Annotated in this window: 15 protein-coding genes and 2 tRNA genes; 5 read left to right on the forward strand and 12 right to left on the reverse strand. The window is 51.2% G+C overall.

Going from position 1 to position 17,064, the window contains the following annotated elements:
• Positions 1–176: 176 nt before the first annotated feature.
• Positions 177–311, forward strand: a complete 135-nt coding sequence (locus PG900_RS20725; protein ID WP_011707223.1) for a hypothetical protein — start codon at positions 177–179, stop codon at positions 309–311.
• A gap of 43 nt (positions 312–354) precedes the next feature.
• On the opposite strand, the gene PG900_RS20730 is transcribed toward PG900_RS20725, so the two are convergent.
• Both PG900_RS20730 and PG900_RS20735 read right to left on the reverse strand, forming a co-directional pair.
• Positions 355–430: transfer RNA gene (locus PG900_RS20730), tRNA-Asn, on the reverse strand.
• 4 nt (positions 431–434) lie between these two features.
• A tRNA-Phe gene (locus PG900_RS20735) sits at positions 435–510 on the reverse strand.
• A gap of 733 nt (positions 511–1,243) precedes the next feature.
• On the opposite strand from PG900_RS20735, the gene PG900_RS20740 reads away from it, so the two are divergent.
• Complete coding sequence (locus PG900_RS20740; RefSeq protein WP_270832147.1) at positions 1,244–2,395, forward strand: tyrosine-type recombinase/integrase; 1,152 nt, start codon at positions 1,244–1,246, stop codon at positions 2,393–2,395.
• Positions 2,396–2,438: 43 nt separating this feature from the next.
• Positions 2,439–4,619: a DUF927 domain-containing protein gene (locus PG900_RS20745; protein WP_270832148.1), complete on the forward strand. Its 2,181-nt coding sequence runs from the start codon at positions 2,439–2,441 to the stop codon at positions 4,617–4,619.
• Between the two features lie 396 nt (positions 4,620–5,015).
• On the opposite strand, the gene PG900_RS20750 is transcribed toward PG900_RS20745, so the two are convergent.
• The 9 genes from PG900_RS20750 to PG900_RS20790 all read right to left on the reverse strand — a co-directional run bounded on the left by PG900_RS20750 (position 5,016) and on the right by PG900_RS20790 (position 13,113).
• Positions 5,016–6,458: a hypothetical protein gene (locus PG900_RS20750; protein ID WP_247141352.1), complete on the reverse strand. Its 1,443-nt coding sequence runs from the start codon at positions 6,456–6,458 to the stop codon at positions 5,016–5,018.
• A gap of 162 nt (positions 6,459–6,620) precedes the next feature.
• On the reverse strand, positions 6,621–7,310 hold the full coding sequence (locus tag PG900_RS20755; RefSeq protein WP_155601950.1) for a hypothetical protein: 690 nt from the start codon (positions 7,308–7,310) through the stop codon (positions 6,621–6,623).
• Positions 7,311–7,322: 12 nt separating this feature from the next.
• Positions 7,323–8,000, reverse strand: coding sequence for a TM2 domain-containing protein (locus tag PG900_RS20760; RefSeq protein ID WP_139751601.1), 678 nt, complete (start codon positions 7,998–8,000; stop codon positions 7,323–7,325).
• Positions 8,001–8,126: 126 nt separating this feature from the next.
• A complete protein-coding gene (locus tag PG900_RS20765) occupies positions 8,127–9,020 on the reverse strand; it encodes a helix-turn-helix transcriptional regulator (protein ID WP_270832150.1) in 894 nt (297 codons plus the stop codon).
• A gap of 284 nt (positions 9,021–9,304) precedes the next feature.
• Positions 9,305–10,546 (reverse strand): tyrosine-type recombinase/integrase, encoded by a 1,242-nt coding sequence (locus tag PG900_RS20770; RefSeq protein WP_270832151.1) that lies wholly within the window; start codon positions 10,544–10,546, stop codon positions 9,305–9,307.
• 645 nt (positions 10,547–11,191) lie between these two features.
• Entirely contained in the window at positions 11,192–11,626 is a 435-nt protein-coding gene (locus tag PG900_RS20775; protein ID WP_270832152.1) for a DUF2787 family protein, read from the reverse strand.
• On the reverse strand, positions 11,623–12,243 hold the full coding sequence (locus PG900_RS20780; RefSeq protein ID WP_270832154.1) for a hypothetical protein: 621 nt from the start codon (positions 12,241–12,243) through the stop codon (positions 11,623–11,625). Before PG900_RS20780 ends, PG900_RS20775 begins: the two co-directional genes overlap by 4 nt.
• Positions 12,244–12,265: 22 nt before the next feature.
• Positions 12,266–12,568, reverse strand: a complete 303-nt coding sequence (locus tag PG900_RS20785) for a YkvA family protein (RefSeq protein ID WP_029304363.1) — start codon at positions 12,566–12,568, stop codon at positions 12,266–12,268.
• Positions 12,565–13,113 (reverse strand): hypothetical protein, encoded by a 549-nt coding sequence (locus PG900_RS20790; RefSeq protein WP_270832156.1) that lies wholly within the window; start codon positions 13,111–13,113, stop codon positions 12,565–12,567. The genes PG900_RS20785 and PG900_RS20790 overlap by 4 nt, the downstream gene beginning before the upstream one ends.
• A gap of 243 nt (positions 13,114–13,356) precedes the next feature.
• On the opposite strand from PG900_RS20790, the gene PG900_RS20795 reads away from it, so the two are divergent.
• Positions 13,357–13,716: a hypothetical protein gene (locus PG900_RS20795; protein ID WP_270832158.1), complete on the forward strand. Its 360-nt coding sequence runs from the start codon at positions 13,357–13,359 to the stop codon at positions 13,714–13,716.
• 99 nt (positions 13,717–13,815) lie between these two features.
• Here the strand turns inward: PG900_RS20795 and PG900_RS20800 are convergent, their stop codons facing one another.
• Positions 13,816–15,006 (reverse strand): DNA cytosine methyltransferase, encoded by a 1,191-nt coding sequence (locus tag PG900_RS20800; protein ID WP_270832159.1) that lies wholly within the window; start codon positions 15,004–15,006, stop codon positions 13,816–13,818.
• 139 nt (positions 15,007–15,145) lie between these two features.
• Between PG900_RS20800 and PG900_RS20805 the strand changes: the two genes are divergently transcribed.
• Entirely contained in the window at positions 15,146–16,192 is a 1,047-nt protein-coding gene (locus PG900_RS20805; protein WP_270832161.1) for a restriction endonuclease, SacI family, read from the forward strand.
• Positions 16,193–17,064: the final 872 nt, after the last annotated feature.

Raw genomic sequence — 17,064 nt, forward strand, 5'->3', positions numbered from 1 at the left:
GCGTGGGAACGGGTCACGCCGGTTTTCCAAATTGTTAACATTGTCACGAAGGGAACACGGGCGGTGGCAGCGTGATGAATTTATTGTCGGCAAGGGAGTTGACGGCGCCGGGTGGCTGCACAAAGATGGCTCGCCTGCCGACGGGGCAGGGGTCGTAACAGGACGAGGTGGGCTTGATGAAGCCTAAGTGGATACGATTTCGCAAAAAAGAGAAACGGGTAAACCCGGAGGGTGTGCTGCAGACCGGCTTGCTGCTGTTCAGTGCCACCTGCGGAGCGACCCTGCTGCTGGCAACCTGCAACGGCAGCTGACCGAAATGAAAAAAGCCCGCTCGATGAGCGGGCTTTTCAAATTTGGCTCCTCCTACTGGACTTGAACCAGTGACATACGGATTAACAGTCCGCCGTTCTACCGACTGAACTAAGGAGGAATTGTGGTGCCCAGAGACGGAATCGAACCGCCGACACGGGGATTTTCAATCCCCTGCTCTACCGACTGAGCTATCTGGGCAACGGCGCGCATTAAACCCTTTCTGGACGGGGGTGTCAACCTTGTTGGCCCAGTTTCTGGCATGTTTTTGCATAGAGTGAACTAAGTGGCGAGATAGTGTGCAAGGAGCCCCTGACTCAACACCCGGATCCGGTTGTCGGCAGGTGCTTCTATCGAGGTTTTTTCCCTTTATAGAATTACCTTTTCGCTCTCTCACGCATTCGGTTCCTCCAACAAGTCAGCCCATTTTCTGTCAAAAAACGGATGAACTAACCTGCATGTTTTTTGTGCGCTGAAAAGTTACCAGAAATTGACCAGACAGGGGTTGGTGCGTCGATACCGAAGGACCTCCGGTCGCTCAACTTCCGTATCTGCGTTTGAAGAAGAGTGATAACCCCCTACAGCAAGAGCTGTAGGGGAAGTAAATACTTGTGCTCAATGTAGTCTTTTAGCTCATAAAGTGAGCAGGGTGTCGGGGGGGCGGAAAAAAATAAAAATATTTTTCCGCCACAAAATCGGACTCTATTGAGTTTCTTCTTTCTGATTCTTTAGAGGGGGGCAAAAACTGATTTCTACTCTCCGGCTATAGGGGGATTTTGTAAAGCACAAAACATACCATGTGCAGGGTAGTCTGTTTTTATAAGGCATTATCGGATGGTTACGCTCTGGAGCTGGTCTTCCCTTTCGGTTTTTCTTCGTCCAACATTCTTGTCATGAGTCACCACGGTGGGGGCTCTAGATGATAGGAGGTGCGATGCCCGAACAGGCTGTAGCTCCAACTGTAGATAGTGCCAAGTTGGAGGAGTGCAGTTCAAAGCAGCGTGAAAGTAAAGATAAATACGAGCGTTCCCTTACGTGGATTACTTATGCCACTGGTCGCAAGGTTGGTTGTCTTAGTTTCACCAAAAATAAAGTCCGTTATCGGTTAAAAATTGCGAGCACGGACGAATTCAGCGTTAAAGAGATACGTGAACAAGCAAGAAAGCTAAAAGCGGAGTTTGTACTTGATCCAGTAGGATTCAATCAAACCTATCTTTCGAGCTTGTCAGTAGAACAGTTTATACATGATAAATACCTGCCCTCAGTACGAGCAACTCATCGGTCACATAAAACCATCGAGTCTCGCGTAAAGCCCATCGTGGCAGCTTTAGGGCGCAAGCCATTAAACAGAGTAACCCGTTTCGACATCGAGGATTTTCTTACAGAATCAAATAAAACGTGCTCTGTCGCCACGCGGAACCGCTACTTGGCACAGGTAAAGGCCATCATGTCCTTCGCTGTAGAGCGTGGCATTCTCAAGTCCTCGCCAGCAGCAGGGATTCCGGCAAAGCATGAAGCTGTTTTGCCACCCAAGGGGTTGCCTGATGAGGTGGTGAATAAGGTGGTCCATCGTTTGATGAAAGACATCGACGATGAAAAAGCTAGGCTTCTGCTGTTCCTGTTTGCAACAGGGTGCCGGCTGGGTGAGGCCCGAGCGCTACAGCTTCAAGATTGTAATCTCAATCGAAAGCTTGCGTATTTGCCCACCAGTAAGTCTGGTCGAGAAAGGCTCATACCACTAAATCATTTCGCGCTGGAGTTGATTCAACTCCAATTCCAGCGTCATGGCACAACCGGTCTGCTCTTTAGAGGCCAGGATGGTGTCTCTCAGATTTCCGAACCTCGGCGGTATTGGTACCGGGTCTGCAATGATTGCGGACTCTCAGGAGTACGCATGCATGATGCCCGTCATACCGTCGCTACATCGCTGTTAAACCAAGGTTGCTCGCTGGATGTACTGCAAAAAGTCCTAGGCCATAGCTCGCCAAAAATGACTGAGAGATATGCACGCCTCCACGATACCACGCTGGTTAAAGCCGTCAACGAATTACACGCCGTGTGGGAGCTCCCACGCATCGCTAGTTAACCCTATTAAGGAGATGGGGGAGGAGACTCCCCCAAGATTAACCATGAATACATCAATTCTCAATTCTTCCTCTGAGTCCGTAACTCAACCTGAGAGCCAGACTGGCACTCTCGCACAACAAGTTTCGCAGGCTATGGTTATGGCCCCTGAGCAGACTTATGGCGACCACAGTAAAAGGGCCCAAGTGCATCAAGAGCTTCGTAGCATCAACACATGGTGTGAAGAGGCTCGTTATCTTGCATCCCCTGACGGGCAAGCACTCAACAAGGATAAATCTCCTGAGGAGTGCCCTGTGTGGCCGGATGGTTCACCTCTGACCCATGCTATTGAGCAGTTGATCCATTGGCATACCTCGTCTTTTCTGCCTGAAGGTTACGCGATTACCCCGGATGGCAAGCTCATGTTCCTGGCCGGTAAAGAGCCTGCCGTGGTCTTTGAGGGGGTCGGGTTACCGATAACAACCTTCAATGACATCGAAGGGCGATTCGAAGCTATGGAGCTGGCTTGTCTTGACTCAGATGGGCAGTTGGTGACATGGACGATAGATCTCGAATCCGTTTACCAAGACCTGAAAAAAATCAAGGCAAGGATGAGTTCGCACCGGCTGGCTTACCACTCAGCGACAGAGGGGCAACTGGTCCGCTTCATGTTGCGTTGCGCAAAAATGGGACTCATGGAGTCTATTCGCTTGGTGGATCAAGCGGGCTTTGTGCCGGGGCAGTTGATTTTTGTTACTCACGGCGAAGCCTTGATTCGTGAGGAAGAGCGAAAAGCTCTGCAACGCGATGGCAATCAGCTGTGTTACCGACTTCGCAAGGCTGTAAAACAGCTCCACCCTCAAGGTTCTCATGACGAGTGGATACAACATGTGGCGATGGCGGTTCGCCACTCCCCGCTCATGCAGTTCGGGATATTGGTTATGCTAACGAACGTGTTGCTTAACCTGTTGCAGAAGGGAACGACTATTGTCCATTTCCATGGTCCCAGCTCTGTAGGGAAGACAACCTTGGCACAGGTGGCTCAGAGTGTGGTTGGCCGGGCAACTGACCCTAGCACGGATGGCGGCTCAGCGATTCGCAAGTGGCACAATACTCTCAATGCGTTGCTCTCGCTCTTGGAAGAGCACCATGGTATGGGGTTGGTGCTTGATGAGCTGGGTTCGTTCATCGGCAAAAATTTCGGTGCGATCATGTACGCCATGACCAATGGCCAGCGCAAGGGGCGCTGCGACAAGACGGGTACCGTGATTGAGACCCAAAACACGGCTGCTCTGTGTGTGGCTTCAACGGGTGAGCAGAGCTTTGATGATTTTCTGCGAAAGACTGGTGACAGTGTCAACGCTGGTGCGCGAGTGCGGAATCCTAACATCGAGGTTCACCCCGAAGATGCGGGACTGCCTGGCGAGACATTGGCTCAAACCAAGGCTCGCATTGACCAGATTAAGGCGGCCTGTGGGATGTATTACGGCACGGCTCTCCCAGCCTTGGCGCAAGGGTTGTTAAATTTGCCTGAGGCGACCTCCTATGCGGCGCTGCAACAGCTGGTGCAAGAGCGGGTTCACAAGTGCGCCGAACGTCTGGTGCCCTTGGTGGATGGCGCTACTGAGTCATCGTTGATTCGGCGAGGTCTGGACTTCTTCGCTATGACGCTGGCTACCGGCCTGTATAGTATCGAGCTAGGTGTGTTGCCTTACACCGAGGACGAGGTCATGGCAGCTGTGGTACTAGGTGCTAATCGTTGGGCAGCCTCGTTGGATGAACAGCCGGATGATATCACCCGTGCAGTTCGCCACCTCCAAGAGCAACTGGCACTTAAGCGTCATGAGTTCCCTGATATGGGGACGCCAACGGCGAAGCATCATATGGGCGTTATTCGTAACAAGCTGTTGTTGCTGCGTGTCGTGTGGTTCAAGAAGCTGGTTCCCCAGCTCGGCAAGCAGGTGCTGGCCCGGCTGGAAGAACAAGGCTACCTTATCCGAACCGAAAAGGACCGCATGGCTACGCGTATCAAGAGCGCTAATGCGGGTATCTATGACGGTCAATACTACGCCTTCGACTATGACAAGGTCATGGGCTTGGATGGTGGTGATGACCATGAGTCGGAGGTGGTTCAGCCACCGAAGACCACTAGGTTCACGCGTCGTCCGGTGAGGACGGGGAGAAGGGAGATAGCCTCCTCTATATTGGAGATGAAGGAATCGACCGCAGAAGTTGAGCAGTTTTAAAAATAAGGGGGCCAGTGCAAACTGGCCCCCTTGCTTTGTGGGATCTGGTGGTAAATTGCCGTGGTCGCTGCACGGATACTCAGGGCTGCGAATACTGTCAGTCATGGGGTGGTTGACCAATGCTACAGCCAGAAGGAGGGAGGATCGTTTCAGAAGGCCGAGAAGGCCAGGATGATCTTGTTGCGGAGGTTTGGAGGGCGGTGAGGCCAAAGCGGCTTATTGGGTCGCTAAACCGCGATACGGGTGTCTCGCCGTGGGGGAAGGTACCGATGCTGCGCACTGGCGTGATCCCAGCCGGTCTCTTCGCAAATCCGCAGGTGTTGTCGAACGGTCTAAAAAAAAGAGGCCAGTGCCGACCGGCCCTGACCTCTGCGTTTTCCGCGCTATAGCGCCGGACTACTGACAGGTTCCCCAGTTTATGCCGTCCGTGCCACATTCCAGGCTATGAGTACCGTCCGCATGGGTTGTCTGCTTCTTGTAGAGGCCGTCGCTGTCGTAACTGGTTCTGATGGTATTGCCATTTTCACTGGCCGTCATGCTCTTGACCCAGCTAGCCGCATCAGGATCCTGTGATGGTTCGTCATACGGATAGGGGAGGGCTTCGAGAGCCGAAGTGAGCTCACCCATGTTCAGGGTGGGTAGCTGCCCTTCCAGACCGACCCAGTCGTTCAGGAAGCTGAATGTGCCCGCCTGCCGGCTATAGGTGAATTGGGTGGAGTAACTCAGATCGTTGGCGTCGTAGCTGATGGAGGCGTAACGGTGGGTGATCGCTGCCGCCATATCGTCAGGAGCACAGTCGTTGAAGTTCTCTGCCGATGCTTCGGCCAGATTCACCAGTGTGTACGTCTTATCGTGTGAGCGGGTCGAGAGGGTCTCCTTGATGTCGCAGCTGTAGGGGGTGTTGTCCCCATAGCGCGATTCAAAATCGTAGCGGGTTGTGTAGGTGTAGTTATTGCCTGCCACTTGGCGCTCTTCGCCGTAGATGATGGTCTTGATGATTTGCGCGAAATCATCGCTCACCTTCACCAGCTCGGTGCTGCTTTGGGTCTCCCCTTGCAACTGGATTTCACGATACCAAGCATCCGGATAGGCATTGTTGTAATCGCGGCTGTCCCCCTTGTGGTAATCGACATAGACAAAGGTGGCGTCCGGGTTATCCCGTTTCAAGGCTTCAGTCTCGGTGAAGGACTGCTGCAAGCCGCGCACGATCTCCTGGGCCAGTGTGCCTGTCTCGCTATCACCGCTGGCGATGAAGTCCGTATACAACTTCTGCTCGGAAATGTTGTAGTGACTGACAACACGGCTGACGGCCTGTTTCATCGAGGCGATCAACTGTTCCTGCTTTTGCCGGTTCGCCATGACGCTCTGGCAAGTCGTCTGGGATTCGGCTGACAGCTCACTTTCTACGCTGCTCCATAGCACCGTGGTCAGCGGTGTTACATGGTAGACCTCATCCTTTGTGATGGGGGCAAAGGTGGGAGGAAGGACCATCTGATAGGCTTCTGTCACCGGGCCAAGATCCTGGTCCACGGCATCCACCGGCACATCGACCACCAAGGGGGCATATTGAGCGCAGGTTTGCAGGTCTATCGGCAGCTCCAGCCGATAATCCCCGGCATCATTGGTAGTTGTTTTGGGTTCGCCTTCATTCCACTGACGGTTGAAATTGAGATCGAGATAGACGGTCGCGCCTTGAATGTATCCATCAATCGCCTTTCCTGACATCGCCAAGGAGGCACTCGGTGGGGTTGGACTATCCGTGTTTCCACCGTCGCTACCACCACCGCCACAGCCTGACAAAGTAGCCATCAACATCATGGCCAAGGGGGTTTTCTTCATTGTTAGTTTCCCGTTTATTATTGGTATGCGATAACGCCCAGAGCGTGGTCCGTTATCATCGTGATAATTTTATCTCGGTGTACGGCTATAAAATGTTGATTAGCCTCTGATTAATGAGTTTCTATTCACCGTGCTTTTCGTTGTTATTTCAGCTTCAGCGCATCAGGGGACGTACAGCTCTGTCTCGCATACGATGACCTCGCACTCTGATGGGTCGGGGAAGTCTCCGCCTTCGTCGGTGACATATATCTTGTCGGCATCAACGCGGTAGTTCCCTGCCGGTGTCAGCAGTGGGTTTTCATACATGCCCTGATAATCGACAGAGACAGATGTTGCGCCGTGGGTTCTCAATGTGACGCGTCCGTTGGGGGCGATAGTGATGGATTGTTGAATCTCACTTTCATCCCCGAAGTTGAAGTACCGGGTTCCCGTAAACGGTAGGTCTGCTGCTTGCTGCTGTGGATCCCCGGTATGGTCAGCACCTCTGGCGCTCTGGCACATTTTCTCTAGCAGCAGATCCAGCATTCCCTCTGGCTGTGGCCGCCCGTTAATCTCCAACGCCTCTACAGAAAAACCATCGTCTTGCATCCAGACCTGCACCATGGCCCGTGCGGGCTGACTGGCATAGGTGATGGTGCCGCTGACATTCACCAATTTCCGACCATCCGCTGCTTTCCCGCCGGTCCACTCGGGATCTTCGAAAAAGCTGTTGACCATCTTCTCGACGGAGATGTTCGGGCACATCTCCAGCTCGCTTTCCTTGAGGGTTGCCACATCCAGCATGCTGAGTACGCCAGCATAAGCGCCTGTCGAGCAGAGCATCAGTAATCCGACTGCAGTTTTTATGTTCATACAAGGCGCTCCTCACCACACCCATGAAAACGCGGATATGGGGCGGTAGTTATAGCGACGGTCAAACTCCTCCTGTGTCAGGCACAAAACACGGATGAACTCGATCACGGACAAGATCAAGGGAAGGCCGGTGGTGCAGAGCGCTAGGTAGATAAGCCCCCAGCCCCAGTTCCCGGTATAGAACTTATGCAGACCAATGCCGCCGCCCAAGAATGCGAACACAGCGGTGAGCCCCTTGCGTTTGCCACGGTGCGCAACGGTATTTGCGTTGTTCAATGGTGCTTGTGGGGGTGTTCCAGGAGTGGTTGCGACAGAGGGTTGCTGGGAGGGTGTTACCCCCTCTTTAATCGGCCATGCCGCAATATCGATAGGCTTCAGCAGCTCATCCGTGATTGCCCTAGCTTTCTTCTTGGCGGCGCCAAAGGTATCGATGGCATCGACAAATGAACCATTGAGGGTGAGCTGTATGGTCTCATTGCCTTGGGAAGCGAAATTCACGGTGATGCGCATACCGAATGGGTTAAAGCCATATTTCCATGCGGCTTCGATCCTGCCTTGGGTGCGTTCGATGGTTTTTAACGTGCCGCCCTGGGCTTGCAAATGGGCGGCGACATGATCGAAGAGTGGCTCATAGGGACTGGTGGAGCAAAGAGTGTTTTCCGACACTTTTTGCAGACTGATGGCGCTCATATATTACTCCTTGGATATCGACTGCGGGATGGTTGACGACAATGTGAAATAGCGGCGACAGGTGGTGTCGCGGCATGTCAGGCGCTGTCGCCAGATGTATAAACTGGGATCTTTGTCACACATGGGTCAGGGCGGAGCATGACTCATTAGGGCCAATAAACGGCGTAAATCATAAACGATTTGCTCATGGATAAATCCGGGTGAGATCACGGTGAGCTCAGGCATCCAAGACTTGATGACAGGCAGAATTTGGTTGGCATCGAGTACACGACTGCTCAATAACAGCGCACCGTCATCCAGGGTTTTGACAATCTCCTGCTCGGGCAGCAACGGGCGATGCTGAAAGTTGATGGCGATAGAGGCACTGGCTTTGAGTAGCACCTCAATCATGCCGGAGCGCCAGAGTGTCGGATCGGTATCGATTTGCCGCTGAATAAGCGCATCACGGGTGAAGGTCTGTTGCGATAACTCAACCAGTGCGATGTTGCTCAGCGGATAGGCTTGCAACCGCCCCTCGCTAACGCCGACCAAGTGCCAGGTGCCCTTGTAATTGACGAGCTGATAGGGGCTAAACAGTTGCTTGCGTTGGTCTTTGGTGATGAGCCAGCATTGCAGATGGTGAGTCAGCGCCTGTTCTAATACCGGTATCTGGTGAATGAGTGAGTCAGCTGATTGACCATCGAACCCCTTGATGGCGAAGAGACTTGGATTGCCTCTGTCCAGCAGCTGACCCAGACGATGTTCACTGGCGCGGGGGAACAGGTCGGTGATGCCCAACTGCTCGGCCAGCTTTCGCACCTTTCCGTCGTTCTTGTGATTGAGGAACCCAGGATCCAGCCAGTATTGCTGGCTGCGGTGCTCTATCGGTAAATAACTGAGGCGTTGATTGAAATCCCGCTGCAGGGTGCGCACGGTGACGTTGTACTCGGTTGCCAGATCACTCAGGTGTAGCTTCTCACCGCTGTAGAGGCGAGTGAGGAGCATACCGAGGCGCTGAGCAATCTTGTCGTGTTCGTGCATACCATCACAGAAGGGGAATAACCGTGTCGCGGATTATCCAAACAGGCCGCGACACGGCGTGACGAATTGGATGGCAGGCAGTTTTTCGCAAAACCCATCATCGGCGATGGATTTTTGTCATCAGGTGAGGGGTTTTGTTATCAACCGGCGAGAAGCGATTGAGAAGGCTCATAAGCCCCGACAGATTTTGTGTAGCGGTTTATCGGGACGGTCGCTGAAAACGGATCATTGGGCGGCTAAACAGCGATATCGGTATCTCACCACTGGATGAGATACCGACATACCTAGCTGGCCTGAACCCACTCGCCCTCTTCGGGAAGCGGCAGCGGCTTGGATGGTACAGAGCTGGTCAGGGCATCATGGATGCAGTTGGCTATTTTCTGGCTGGTCTGCTGCATCCGAGTGTTATGCAGGTGAGCATAACGCAGTGAGGTCTGACTGCTCCGGTGTCCGAGCTGGGATTGCACATCAAACAAGGTGCCGCCGTTGGAGACAATCAGCGCTGCGACCGAATGACGACAGGTGTGCAAGCAAACCCCCTCCTTATCTATACCGGCTCGTGCCAGCATCCGCTGAAAACCCTTGGTGGGATTTTGCAATGGCTGCCCTTGCCGCTTGCCGGGAAACAGGTAGGGATTTCCCTGTGTCACCGGTAAGTAGTTCAACAACTCCACCGCCATATGGTTCAGGTGCAACACACGGCTATGGCCGTTCTTGGTGTGGGGAATGTATAGGGTCTTGTCCTCCTTGTTGTAGTGCTGCCATCTGGCCCTTGCCAGCTCGGCCCGGCGCAAGCCGGTGAGCAGCAACATCTTGACGTACTGACCGGTATAGAAACTCTCATGTTGATCAGCGGCCCGGAACAGGCGGCGGATTTCATCTGGGGTGAAGTAGCGTTCGCGCCGATTGTTCTCTCGCAGCAATGACACCAAGGCGGCGGGATTCTCTTTAATCAGTCCGGCACGGGCTGCCCAGGTCATGATGGCCTTGAGCAATGCCAAAACGCGATTGCAGGTGGCCGGGGTGAGGCGCTTGAGCAACATCTGTTGCATGTTCTGGATGCGGGTAACGGTGATTTCCTCCGGGATCAGATTGCCGAAGATTGGCCGTAGGTGATTACGGAAGCGATGTTCATCCGTCTTCCAACTGCGATTTCTCGATTGCAGATAGGGCAAATAGTCTTCCTGAAACAAATTGCTCAGGGTCTTCTGGTTGCGCTTGTCCTCCTTGGCCTGTTGCGGGTCAACGCCTTCGGCGATCTTGCGCTTGTAGTCAAGCGCGAGCTTGCGAGCCGCGCTGACATCCAATGCGGGATAGTGCCCGAGGGCAATCGCCCGTTTGCGCCCATGTATTTGATAGCGCAGCAGGAACTTGCGACGCCCCTCCCCTTTTCCCACCAGACAGCGCAGACCGGTCACGTCAGTATCTGAATACTCCGCTTCGGTACTGCGAGCGTCATCGGGGTTAGGGGGCAGATCGGCAATCCGCCGATTGGTGAATTTAAATCGGGTAGGTGTTTCGTTCATGGTTCGCTCCTCAACATGTGAGCTGGTTAGACACGGCATAGGCCCCCTTCACAGTGGAAAGGAGGCCTAATCCCCGTCTCTGGCTTGGCGATTGAAGTGGTCGTTGCTCATCGCGCCTTGGCCTGGTTGGCCCGGCACGATGACAACGCGGGAAAGGTGAGTGAACAGATGGCCGCCCCGGTCGCTACCCGGTCCGATCCCGTAAAAATGCTACCGAGCCCCGTGTCCGCCCCGCACAAACGGGGGGAAACGGGGCGCGTTTTTCCCTTTGAGTGATTAGACTTTTCCATCTCAACCCCGTGAACCCGCGAAATTTGCGGAAAAATGGGTGAGTTAATGAATTGGTCGGGTTGCCCCGCATATTCACGGCGAGCCCCGTGCCCGCCCCGCACAAACGGGGGGAAACGGGGCGCGTTTTTCCCTTTGAGTGATTAGGCTTTTCCATCTCAATCCCGTGAACCCGCGAAATTTGCGGAAAAATGGGTGAGTTAATGAAGAGGTCGGGTTGCCCCGCGCATTCACGGCGAGCCCCGTGTCCACCCCGCTCGAACGGGGGGAAACGGGGCGCGTTTTTCCCTTGGAGAGATTGGGTTAATCGACGCCAACCCCGTAACCCCGTGAAATTTGCGCATTAATAGGGAGGGATCATTCAGTGGCTACCGTGATCGCATAGACACCCAGCGACAAGTAGGTGAGGAAATTGCCCTCCCATAATTCATAAAACTCACCCAGCTCAGATAACGGCACCACATGCGCATAGGCAACCAGCCCTTCTTGGCTTGAGAAGTCAAAATCGACCTCCTTAGCCAATTCGGCATAGTCACCCATGCCGACATAGGAGAAGTCCGTCATATAGACCAAGGACCATAGATTTCCTTGGCGTTGCAGACGGATTTCCACCGGATGAAAGCCGCCGGTTTCCGGGCCATAACCCGGATCACGAAAGTTCATCGTCACAGCACGGGCCTGTGGCCATGTAGGACGGTGTGTGTTCAGCAAGTCGGTCATGCATACGGCGAGCTGGCGTGAAACCGGCAGGGGGAGTCCCTGCCAGTTCAGTGCTATGTCACGGTTGCTCATGGCTGGGTCTCCTCACTGGCCGCCGGGTCTGCGGATTCAACTTCACCCCCTGTCTCATCCATCTTGTCTGACAAACCGCCCTGGTCGTTGGCTGTTTCCAAAAACGGGGGCTCATTGCCTTTCTCGATGGTTATCTCATCGGTCATGTCATCTTGGCCCTTCTGCCCCTTGGCTTTTCCCTTGCGAGCCTGTTTATCCATATTGGCCGGTTCATCCAGCTGAGTTGACCAGTCGCTGAGCGAAAGACCGACCCGGTGGAACGGTGAGTTGGGCTCGGCGGCGACCAGTAACTTTTCAGCCCGCAGGATGGCGGCGAGGAAACCGTGGTTATTGGCACTGCCTCGAACAAACAGCGCCTTGAGCGCTACCGATTTGAATGGCGCATCCTTGAGGATGTCCAGTAGTGCCAGGATGTCATCGAGCGATAACCAGTGCTTGCTGAACAGACCACCCGTGTCGTTGGCAGTAATGCGAAGGGCGTAGCGACCTTCATCGTTCTTGCCCACGTCGTAGTGCAGCAACCCACTGGCCCGAGCGCTGATCTTTGGGGCCTTCGCGGATTTAATAACAGTCCAGACCGGAGCAGCAGAGGCTGCCGGTTGTGTGGCTTTAGCCATGATGAAATTCCTTCTGAAGGGATTACTTGAAGAAGTCAGCCGCTTTGCTGCGATGACCTTGATGGATATGACTGCCTAACGAGGCAATGGCACCGCTAATGACCCCCAGGTCATCGGTGAGACCGACGCCGGGGATAAAGTCCGGTACGGCATCGACCGGACAGAGCAAATAGGCGAGTGCGCTGACCACGATGGTCTTGACCCACACAGGCGTCTGCTCGTCGGCCATCAACAGGTAGAGCAAGACGGCCTGCTCAACCAGCAGCTTCATGCCCTTGATGTGTTTTAGCTTGGCGAGGAGCGAGGAGCGGTTGATCTCGGTCATGCGGCCCACTCCCCATCCCACTCTGACTCTAGCGCCAGACTGACCACGCCATCGCAGATATCCAGGACCGGACCAGTGTTCCGGGCGGTGATGTTGAGCAACTTGAACACCGGATGGTCTTTATCGTGCAGCGCCACTTGCGTGCCTTCCAGAGCAATCCAGCGCTCCGGTAACGGCAACCAGTAGACGGCCTGCTCGGCGCTATCCGTGGTGAAGCTGCTGTCACCCATGTCCCACACCTCTTCAAAAATGCCGTTGTCCAGGTCGTGGGTGGCCTGACCGGAAAAGCGAGCTATCGACAGCACCAACTGCCCTATCTGAGTCGAGGGCAGTTGGTGCAGGGTGTAGGTATTGGTGTGACTGAAGATGGCAACCAGTATCGGCAGACCGGGCATTGGCAACGATTCCGGTACATAACGACCGTGGATGCGGATGGCGTTGACCAGTTGATGATGGCGCAGCAGTGCCCGCGACAGGGTATCCAGATAATCCTGAGTCGCGTTTTTGCCTTCGCCAATAGCATCGAATAATGAAAGTTCAGACATGGATGTTCTCCTTGGATGATCCCAGACCGGAATGGTCATGGGTTATCCAGGGATTCATATATGTTTGAGGATTGGGCTTTTACGGGAAGGGGAGAGCAGGAAATCAGGATGACCAGCAATTGATAGCGGGTGAACGGTAGTTTTGAAAAAGGATATGCAGGAGAAGGGTTTTTAGATTCGAACATACAGATAGGGGCAATTTTTCACGCCCTGTAACCCTAATCTGATGAATAAGGACTCATCATGCCTCACTTCCGTAACTATCAAATCAACGAGCTGGTCAGTGCTTCGCACCGTGACCAGATTGACTTACGAGCCTATCGCCGAGCGCTGGAGCTTGCGCTACAGGCTGTCTTTGGTTTTGACCTACAATGTGTTGTTGTGAAACGCCGGTTCTATGCCTACTCACTCAAAGACCGCAAGGCGACTCGCAGAGAAAAAATGCTCCTGGGTCAGCGGGTTGTCTTGGCTATTCCAGCACTCATCCCAGCCATCAGAAGTTACCCGTTGCGATACCCGGAAGCGTTCCGTACTAGCCGTCGGCTGTTCCAGTACGTGAAGGCTAAGAAACGGCTGGCTGATATTGGTCCACAACTGCGATAATGGATTCCCCTAGCCTTAGGTGGCTAGGGGAATTTCACTTTTAGTCGTTATATTACAATGATGTTTTCTGTGAAAAAACCATCAATCATTAAATATTAGTTACATATCGACTACTGAAGTTTCCTCTATAAGCGCTAAGTATTTTTCATTAATATGCGCGATTTTGTTTGGCATGGGGTAAAATGGTGCACTACGTGGAAGCAGTTGTAGTTGATCGAGGTTTTTAGATGAAAGAAATTGATCCCTAATTTCTCTTGCTAATATTTCAGCAATTAGTGATGGAACCGCATTTCCAACCATTCTCTGCATTTCCGTTCTGCCAAAAGGCATAACCAAACCATCAGGGAATGTCTGAAGTCGACACATTTCTTGGAATGTCAGTTTTCTATTGTCCCAGTGAAATGGTCCTATGGCGGAACCCGGTTGTGCTTGGATGGTCCATGAGGGTAGCTCCTTTGCTAATTTCAGCAAGAAACTCCAATATCGACTTCTCCATTTAAATATAGGTTTGCCACCACCTCGTTCAGTATGCCATAAATAATTCTGGCCTTCGGGTATTGAAGGTAATAGATCTCCCCACTTCCCACCGACTTTTAATGATTTATCACTATGTTCGTCTTTTAAATCAAAGAGAGCATCCCATGTAGATACATATCTTTTAAGGCCTGATTTTTCACCATTTTTATCATTGGGTTTAAAGTGAGTCGGTTCTGGAAATTTAAAGTGCATTCCATCTCTACTACCGATCAAAAAAACTCGCTCCCGAATTTGGGGGACGCCAAACTCAACAGTGTTTATTAATTTCCATGAGATACTGTAATTGGTGCCTGTCTCTTTGTTTATTTGTTCTATTCCATTTAGAAGATATTTCAGTCCTTCATCTTTGTCTTTGTAAGCAATACCATATACATTTTCCAGAAGAAATGCTTTGGGTTTTACGTCACGTAATACACGCAAATAGGCCGTAAGTGTATCGGCTCTTGGATCGTCAAGCCTTAGAGAGTCTCCCGTCATCCAATATCCAGACTTAGAGAAAGGTTGACATGGGGGACCACCGATTAGCATATCGGCTTCGCCAGGTTCTAGGCCTGCACGCTCTAATATTGAAGATGATTCAATATTATTTATATCGCCTTCAATAACACGCCATTCAGGTCTGTTTTTTCTGATTGTATCGCAACAATACTTATCCATCTCAACGGCAACGCGGGTTTTGTATCCTGCTGCTTCAAACCCAAAATCCAGTCCACCTATCCCAGTAAATAGACTAATTAAAGAAAGCTCGTTCACATCAAAGCCCTAAAGAGTTAAATATGATTTTAATGTATAAATTATACCCTTTATGTATGAGGAAATCCACAGGGATTGACATAGCTGTTATTACATGGTGTCATATGGGAATAAAAATAGAGATGAATGGTGTAACCATATGAATGTAAATGTTGAAGAGTGTATAAGAAATGCTTATGAGTCTGCTGTTAAAGGCAGTTTTTCTCAAAGCTGGTTCAATGACATTGAACGTTTTAATGCCCTTTGCACTCAAAATAATCAGTTTACCCACATAATGTTTTTGGGTGTCACTGTTTTACAGAGAGTTATTAACCAAAATGTTAATCTTAGACTTATAAAGCCGACACATATTCCAGAGCACATGAAAGGTGAGATAGGTTATTCAGCTAGAACTCTTTGTCATAATAAAATGCTCCCTATTTTTATAAGGCTAGGTATACCTTGCCCTACATCAGGAAGAGAGCCATTAAACAATCAACCATACTTCAGGATGAATTATTTAGGTGATCACACCCCTTTTTCTAACGAAGAAATAAAAAATTCATTGATGACGTTGGTTGATAAGATTCAGCTATTGAGTCAAAAAGATGCCTTTTTTGTTCTTAGTTCTTTTATTAAAAGTAGGTTGAATAACGTAAAATCTTTCACGCCAATAACATATGAGGGGGCTGTTACTCTACCGGAGTTGATGAGTAATCTAAAGGTGTTTACAGACTCCAATTCTGAGGGGGGGAAAAGAGCTCAAGCAATAGTTGCAGGTATTTTCGATTACTTTAAAGGAAACGGGACTGTAAAAACAGCAGGAATAAATGACCCGAGCAGAGAGTATCCAGGAGACATCCAATTATTCTTAACAGAAGAGTCAAGTTTTCCTTACGTATTTGTTGAGGTCAGGGATAAGCCGGTAAGTTTCGAAGATGTGATTATTTTTATTGATAAGTCTGTATCAAATGGAGTACAGCGGTGTGCGTTTGTAGCTGTATCAGATAAGCAAACTATATTTGACCTTTCGTTGGCCCAAGAGTGTTTAAGGCGAGGAGCTTTTATTTCATTTTTTTATAGTTACACAGATCTATTTAATGAATTAATGATGAGTTCAAATGCTAGCACTTTGGTCGACACGAATTTTATAATGGAGTGTGTGAATGCTAGGCTTGATATGTTAGGTGTAGACACGAGCAGGTAGCGAACCTTGCCAGAGATTGACCAGACGCACAAGACAAAAAGGCCTCGCATTGAAAGCGAAGCCTTGTAGGGTGTGCTGTCCAGCGCTGTGGTATGAAAAGTGTCATGAGGATTTTCAATCCCCTGCTCTACCGACTGAGCTATCTGGGCAACGGCGCGCATTAAACCCTTTCTGGACTGGGGTGTCAACCTTGCACCCCCAGTTTCTGGCATGTTTTTGCATAGGGTGAACCAAGTGGCGAGATAGTGAGCAAGGAACCCCTGAGTCCACACCGGGATCCGGTTGTCGGTATGTTCTTCTATCGAGGTTTTTTCCCTTTATGGAATTACCTTTTCGCTCTCTCACCCACCCCGAGCCCCCAACAAATGAGCCCACTTTTTGGCAAAAAACTGATGAACTAATGTGCATGTTTTTTGTGCGCTGAAAAGTTACCAGAAATTGACCAGACAGGGTTTGCTGTGTCGCTGCCTCTGTACCTCCGGTCGTCAGCTCCTCAGCGTCCCTGTGAAGAAGAGAAGTGATGGTGTTTCGGCGGGGTGAACTCAAATTTATTGTGACTAACATCACAAAATCGAATCTTGGTTACACCTTACAAAAGGGCTCAATCGACAAACTTTTTCGGAGTGGCAAATCACGATCACCCAGCAAATCAGGAGAGTTTGTCACGAGATTCAGAAAGTCGGTCTCCAGAAGGCGATCTGATATTTGCCTAAGAATCGCCTTCTCCAGGCGGCATCCAGAGTCTTCAAACATAAAAAATGTATTAAATATCAATGCTCTGATTGTTTTTTGTGCAGTTGTTCTTTGGCTATGAAAATGCAAAATGCCTCCCATAACCGTCAATCCCGGCGGCTATGGTTAGAGAGGTAGTT

The organism is Aeromonas sp. QDB03 (genome assembly GCF_027707985.1).
Classification (GTDB): Bacteria; Pseudomonadota; Gammaproteobacteria; order Enterobacterales; family Aeromonadaceae; genus Aeromonas; species Aeromonas hydrophila.

Bases quoted from the DNA above. Each gene is read 5' to 3' on its own strand.
- PG900_RS20770 (WP_270832151.1), bottom strand. From the start codon at position 10,546: ATGAACGAAACACCTACCCGATTTAAATTCACCAATCGGCGGATTGCC.
- PG900_RS20725 (WP_011707223.1), top strand. From the start codon at position 177: ATGAAGCCTAAGTGGATACGATTTCGCAAAAAAGAGAAACGGGTAAAC.
- PG900_RS20750 (WP_247141352.1), bottom strand. From the start codon at position 6,458: ATGAAGAAAACCCCCTTGGCCATGATGTTGATGGCTACTTTGTCAGGC.
- PG900_RS20795 (WP_270832158.1), top strand. From the start codon at position 13,357: ATGCCTCACTTCCGTAACTATCAAATCAACGAGCTGGTCAGTGCTTCG.
- PG900_RS20805 (WP_270832161.1), top strand. From the start codon at position 15,146: ATGAATGTAAATGTTGAAGAGTGTATAAGAAATGCTTATGAGTCTGCT.
- PG900_RS20760 (WP_139751601.1), bottom strand. From the start codon at position 8,000: ATGAGCGCCATCAGTCTGCAAAAAGTGTCGGAAAACACTCTTTGCTCC.
- PG900_RS20785 (WP_029304363.1), bottom strand. From the start codon at position 12,568: ATGACCGAGATCAACCGCTCCTCGCTCCTCGCCAAGCTAAAACACATC.
- PG900_RS20765 (WP_270832150.1), bottom strand. From the start codon at position 9,020: ATGCACGAACACGACAAGATTGCTCAGCGCCTCGGTATGCTCCTCACT.
- PG900_RS20775 (WP_270832152.1), bottom strand. From the start codon at position 11,626: ATGAGCAACCGTGACATAGCACTGAACTGGCAGGGACTCCCCCTGCCG.
- PG900_RS20755 (WP_155601950.1), bottom strand. From the start codon at position 7,310: ATGAACATAAAAACTGCAGTCGGATTACTGATGCTCTGCTCGACAGGC.
- PG900_RS20790 (WP_270832156.1), bottom strand. From the start codon at position 13,113: ATGTCTGAACTTTCATTATTCGATGCTATTGGCGAAGGCAAAAACGCG.
- PG900_RS20745 (WP_270832148.1), top strand. From the start codon at position 2,439: ATGAATACATCAATTCTCAATTCTTCCTCTGAGTCCGTAACTCAACCT.
- PG900_RS20740 (WP_270832147.1), top strand. From the start codon at position 1,244: ATGCCCGAACAGGCTGTAGCTCCAACTGTAGATAGTGCCAAGTTGGAG.
- PG900_RS20780 (WP_270832154.1), bottom strand. From the start codon at position 12,243: ATGGCTAAAGCCACACAACCGGCAGCCTCTGCTGCTCCGGTCTGGACT.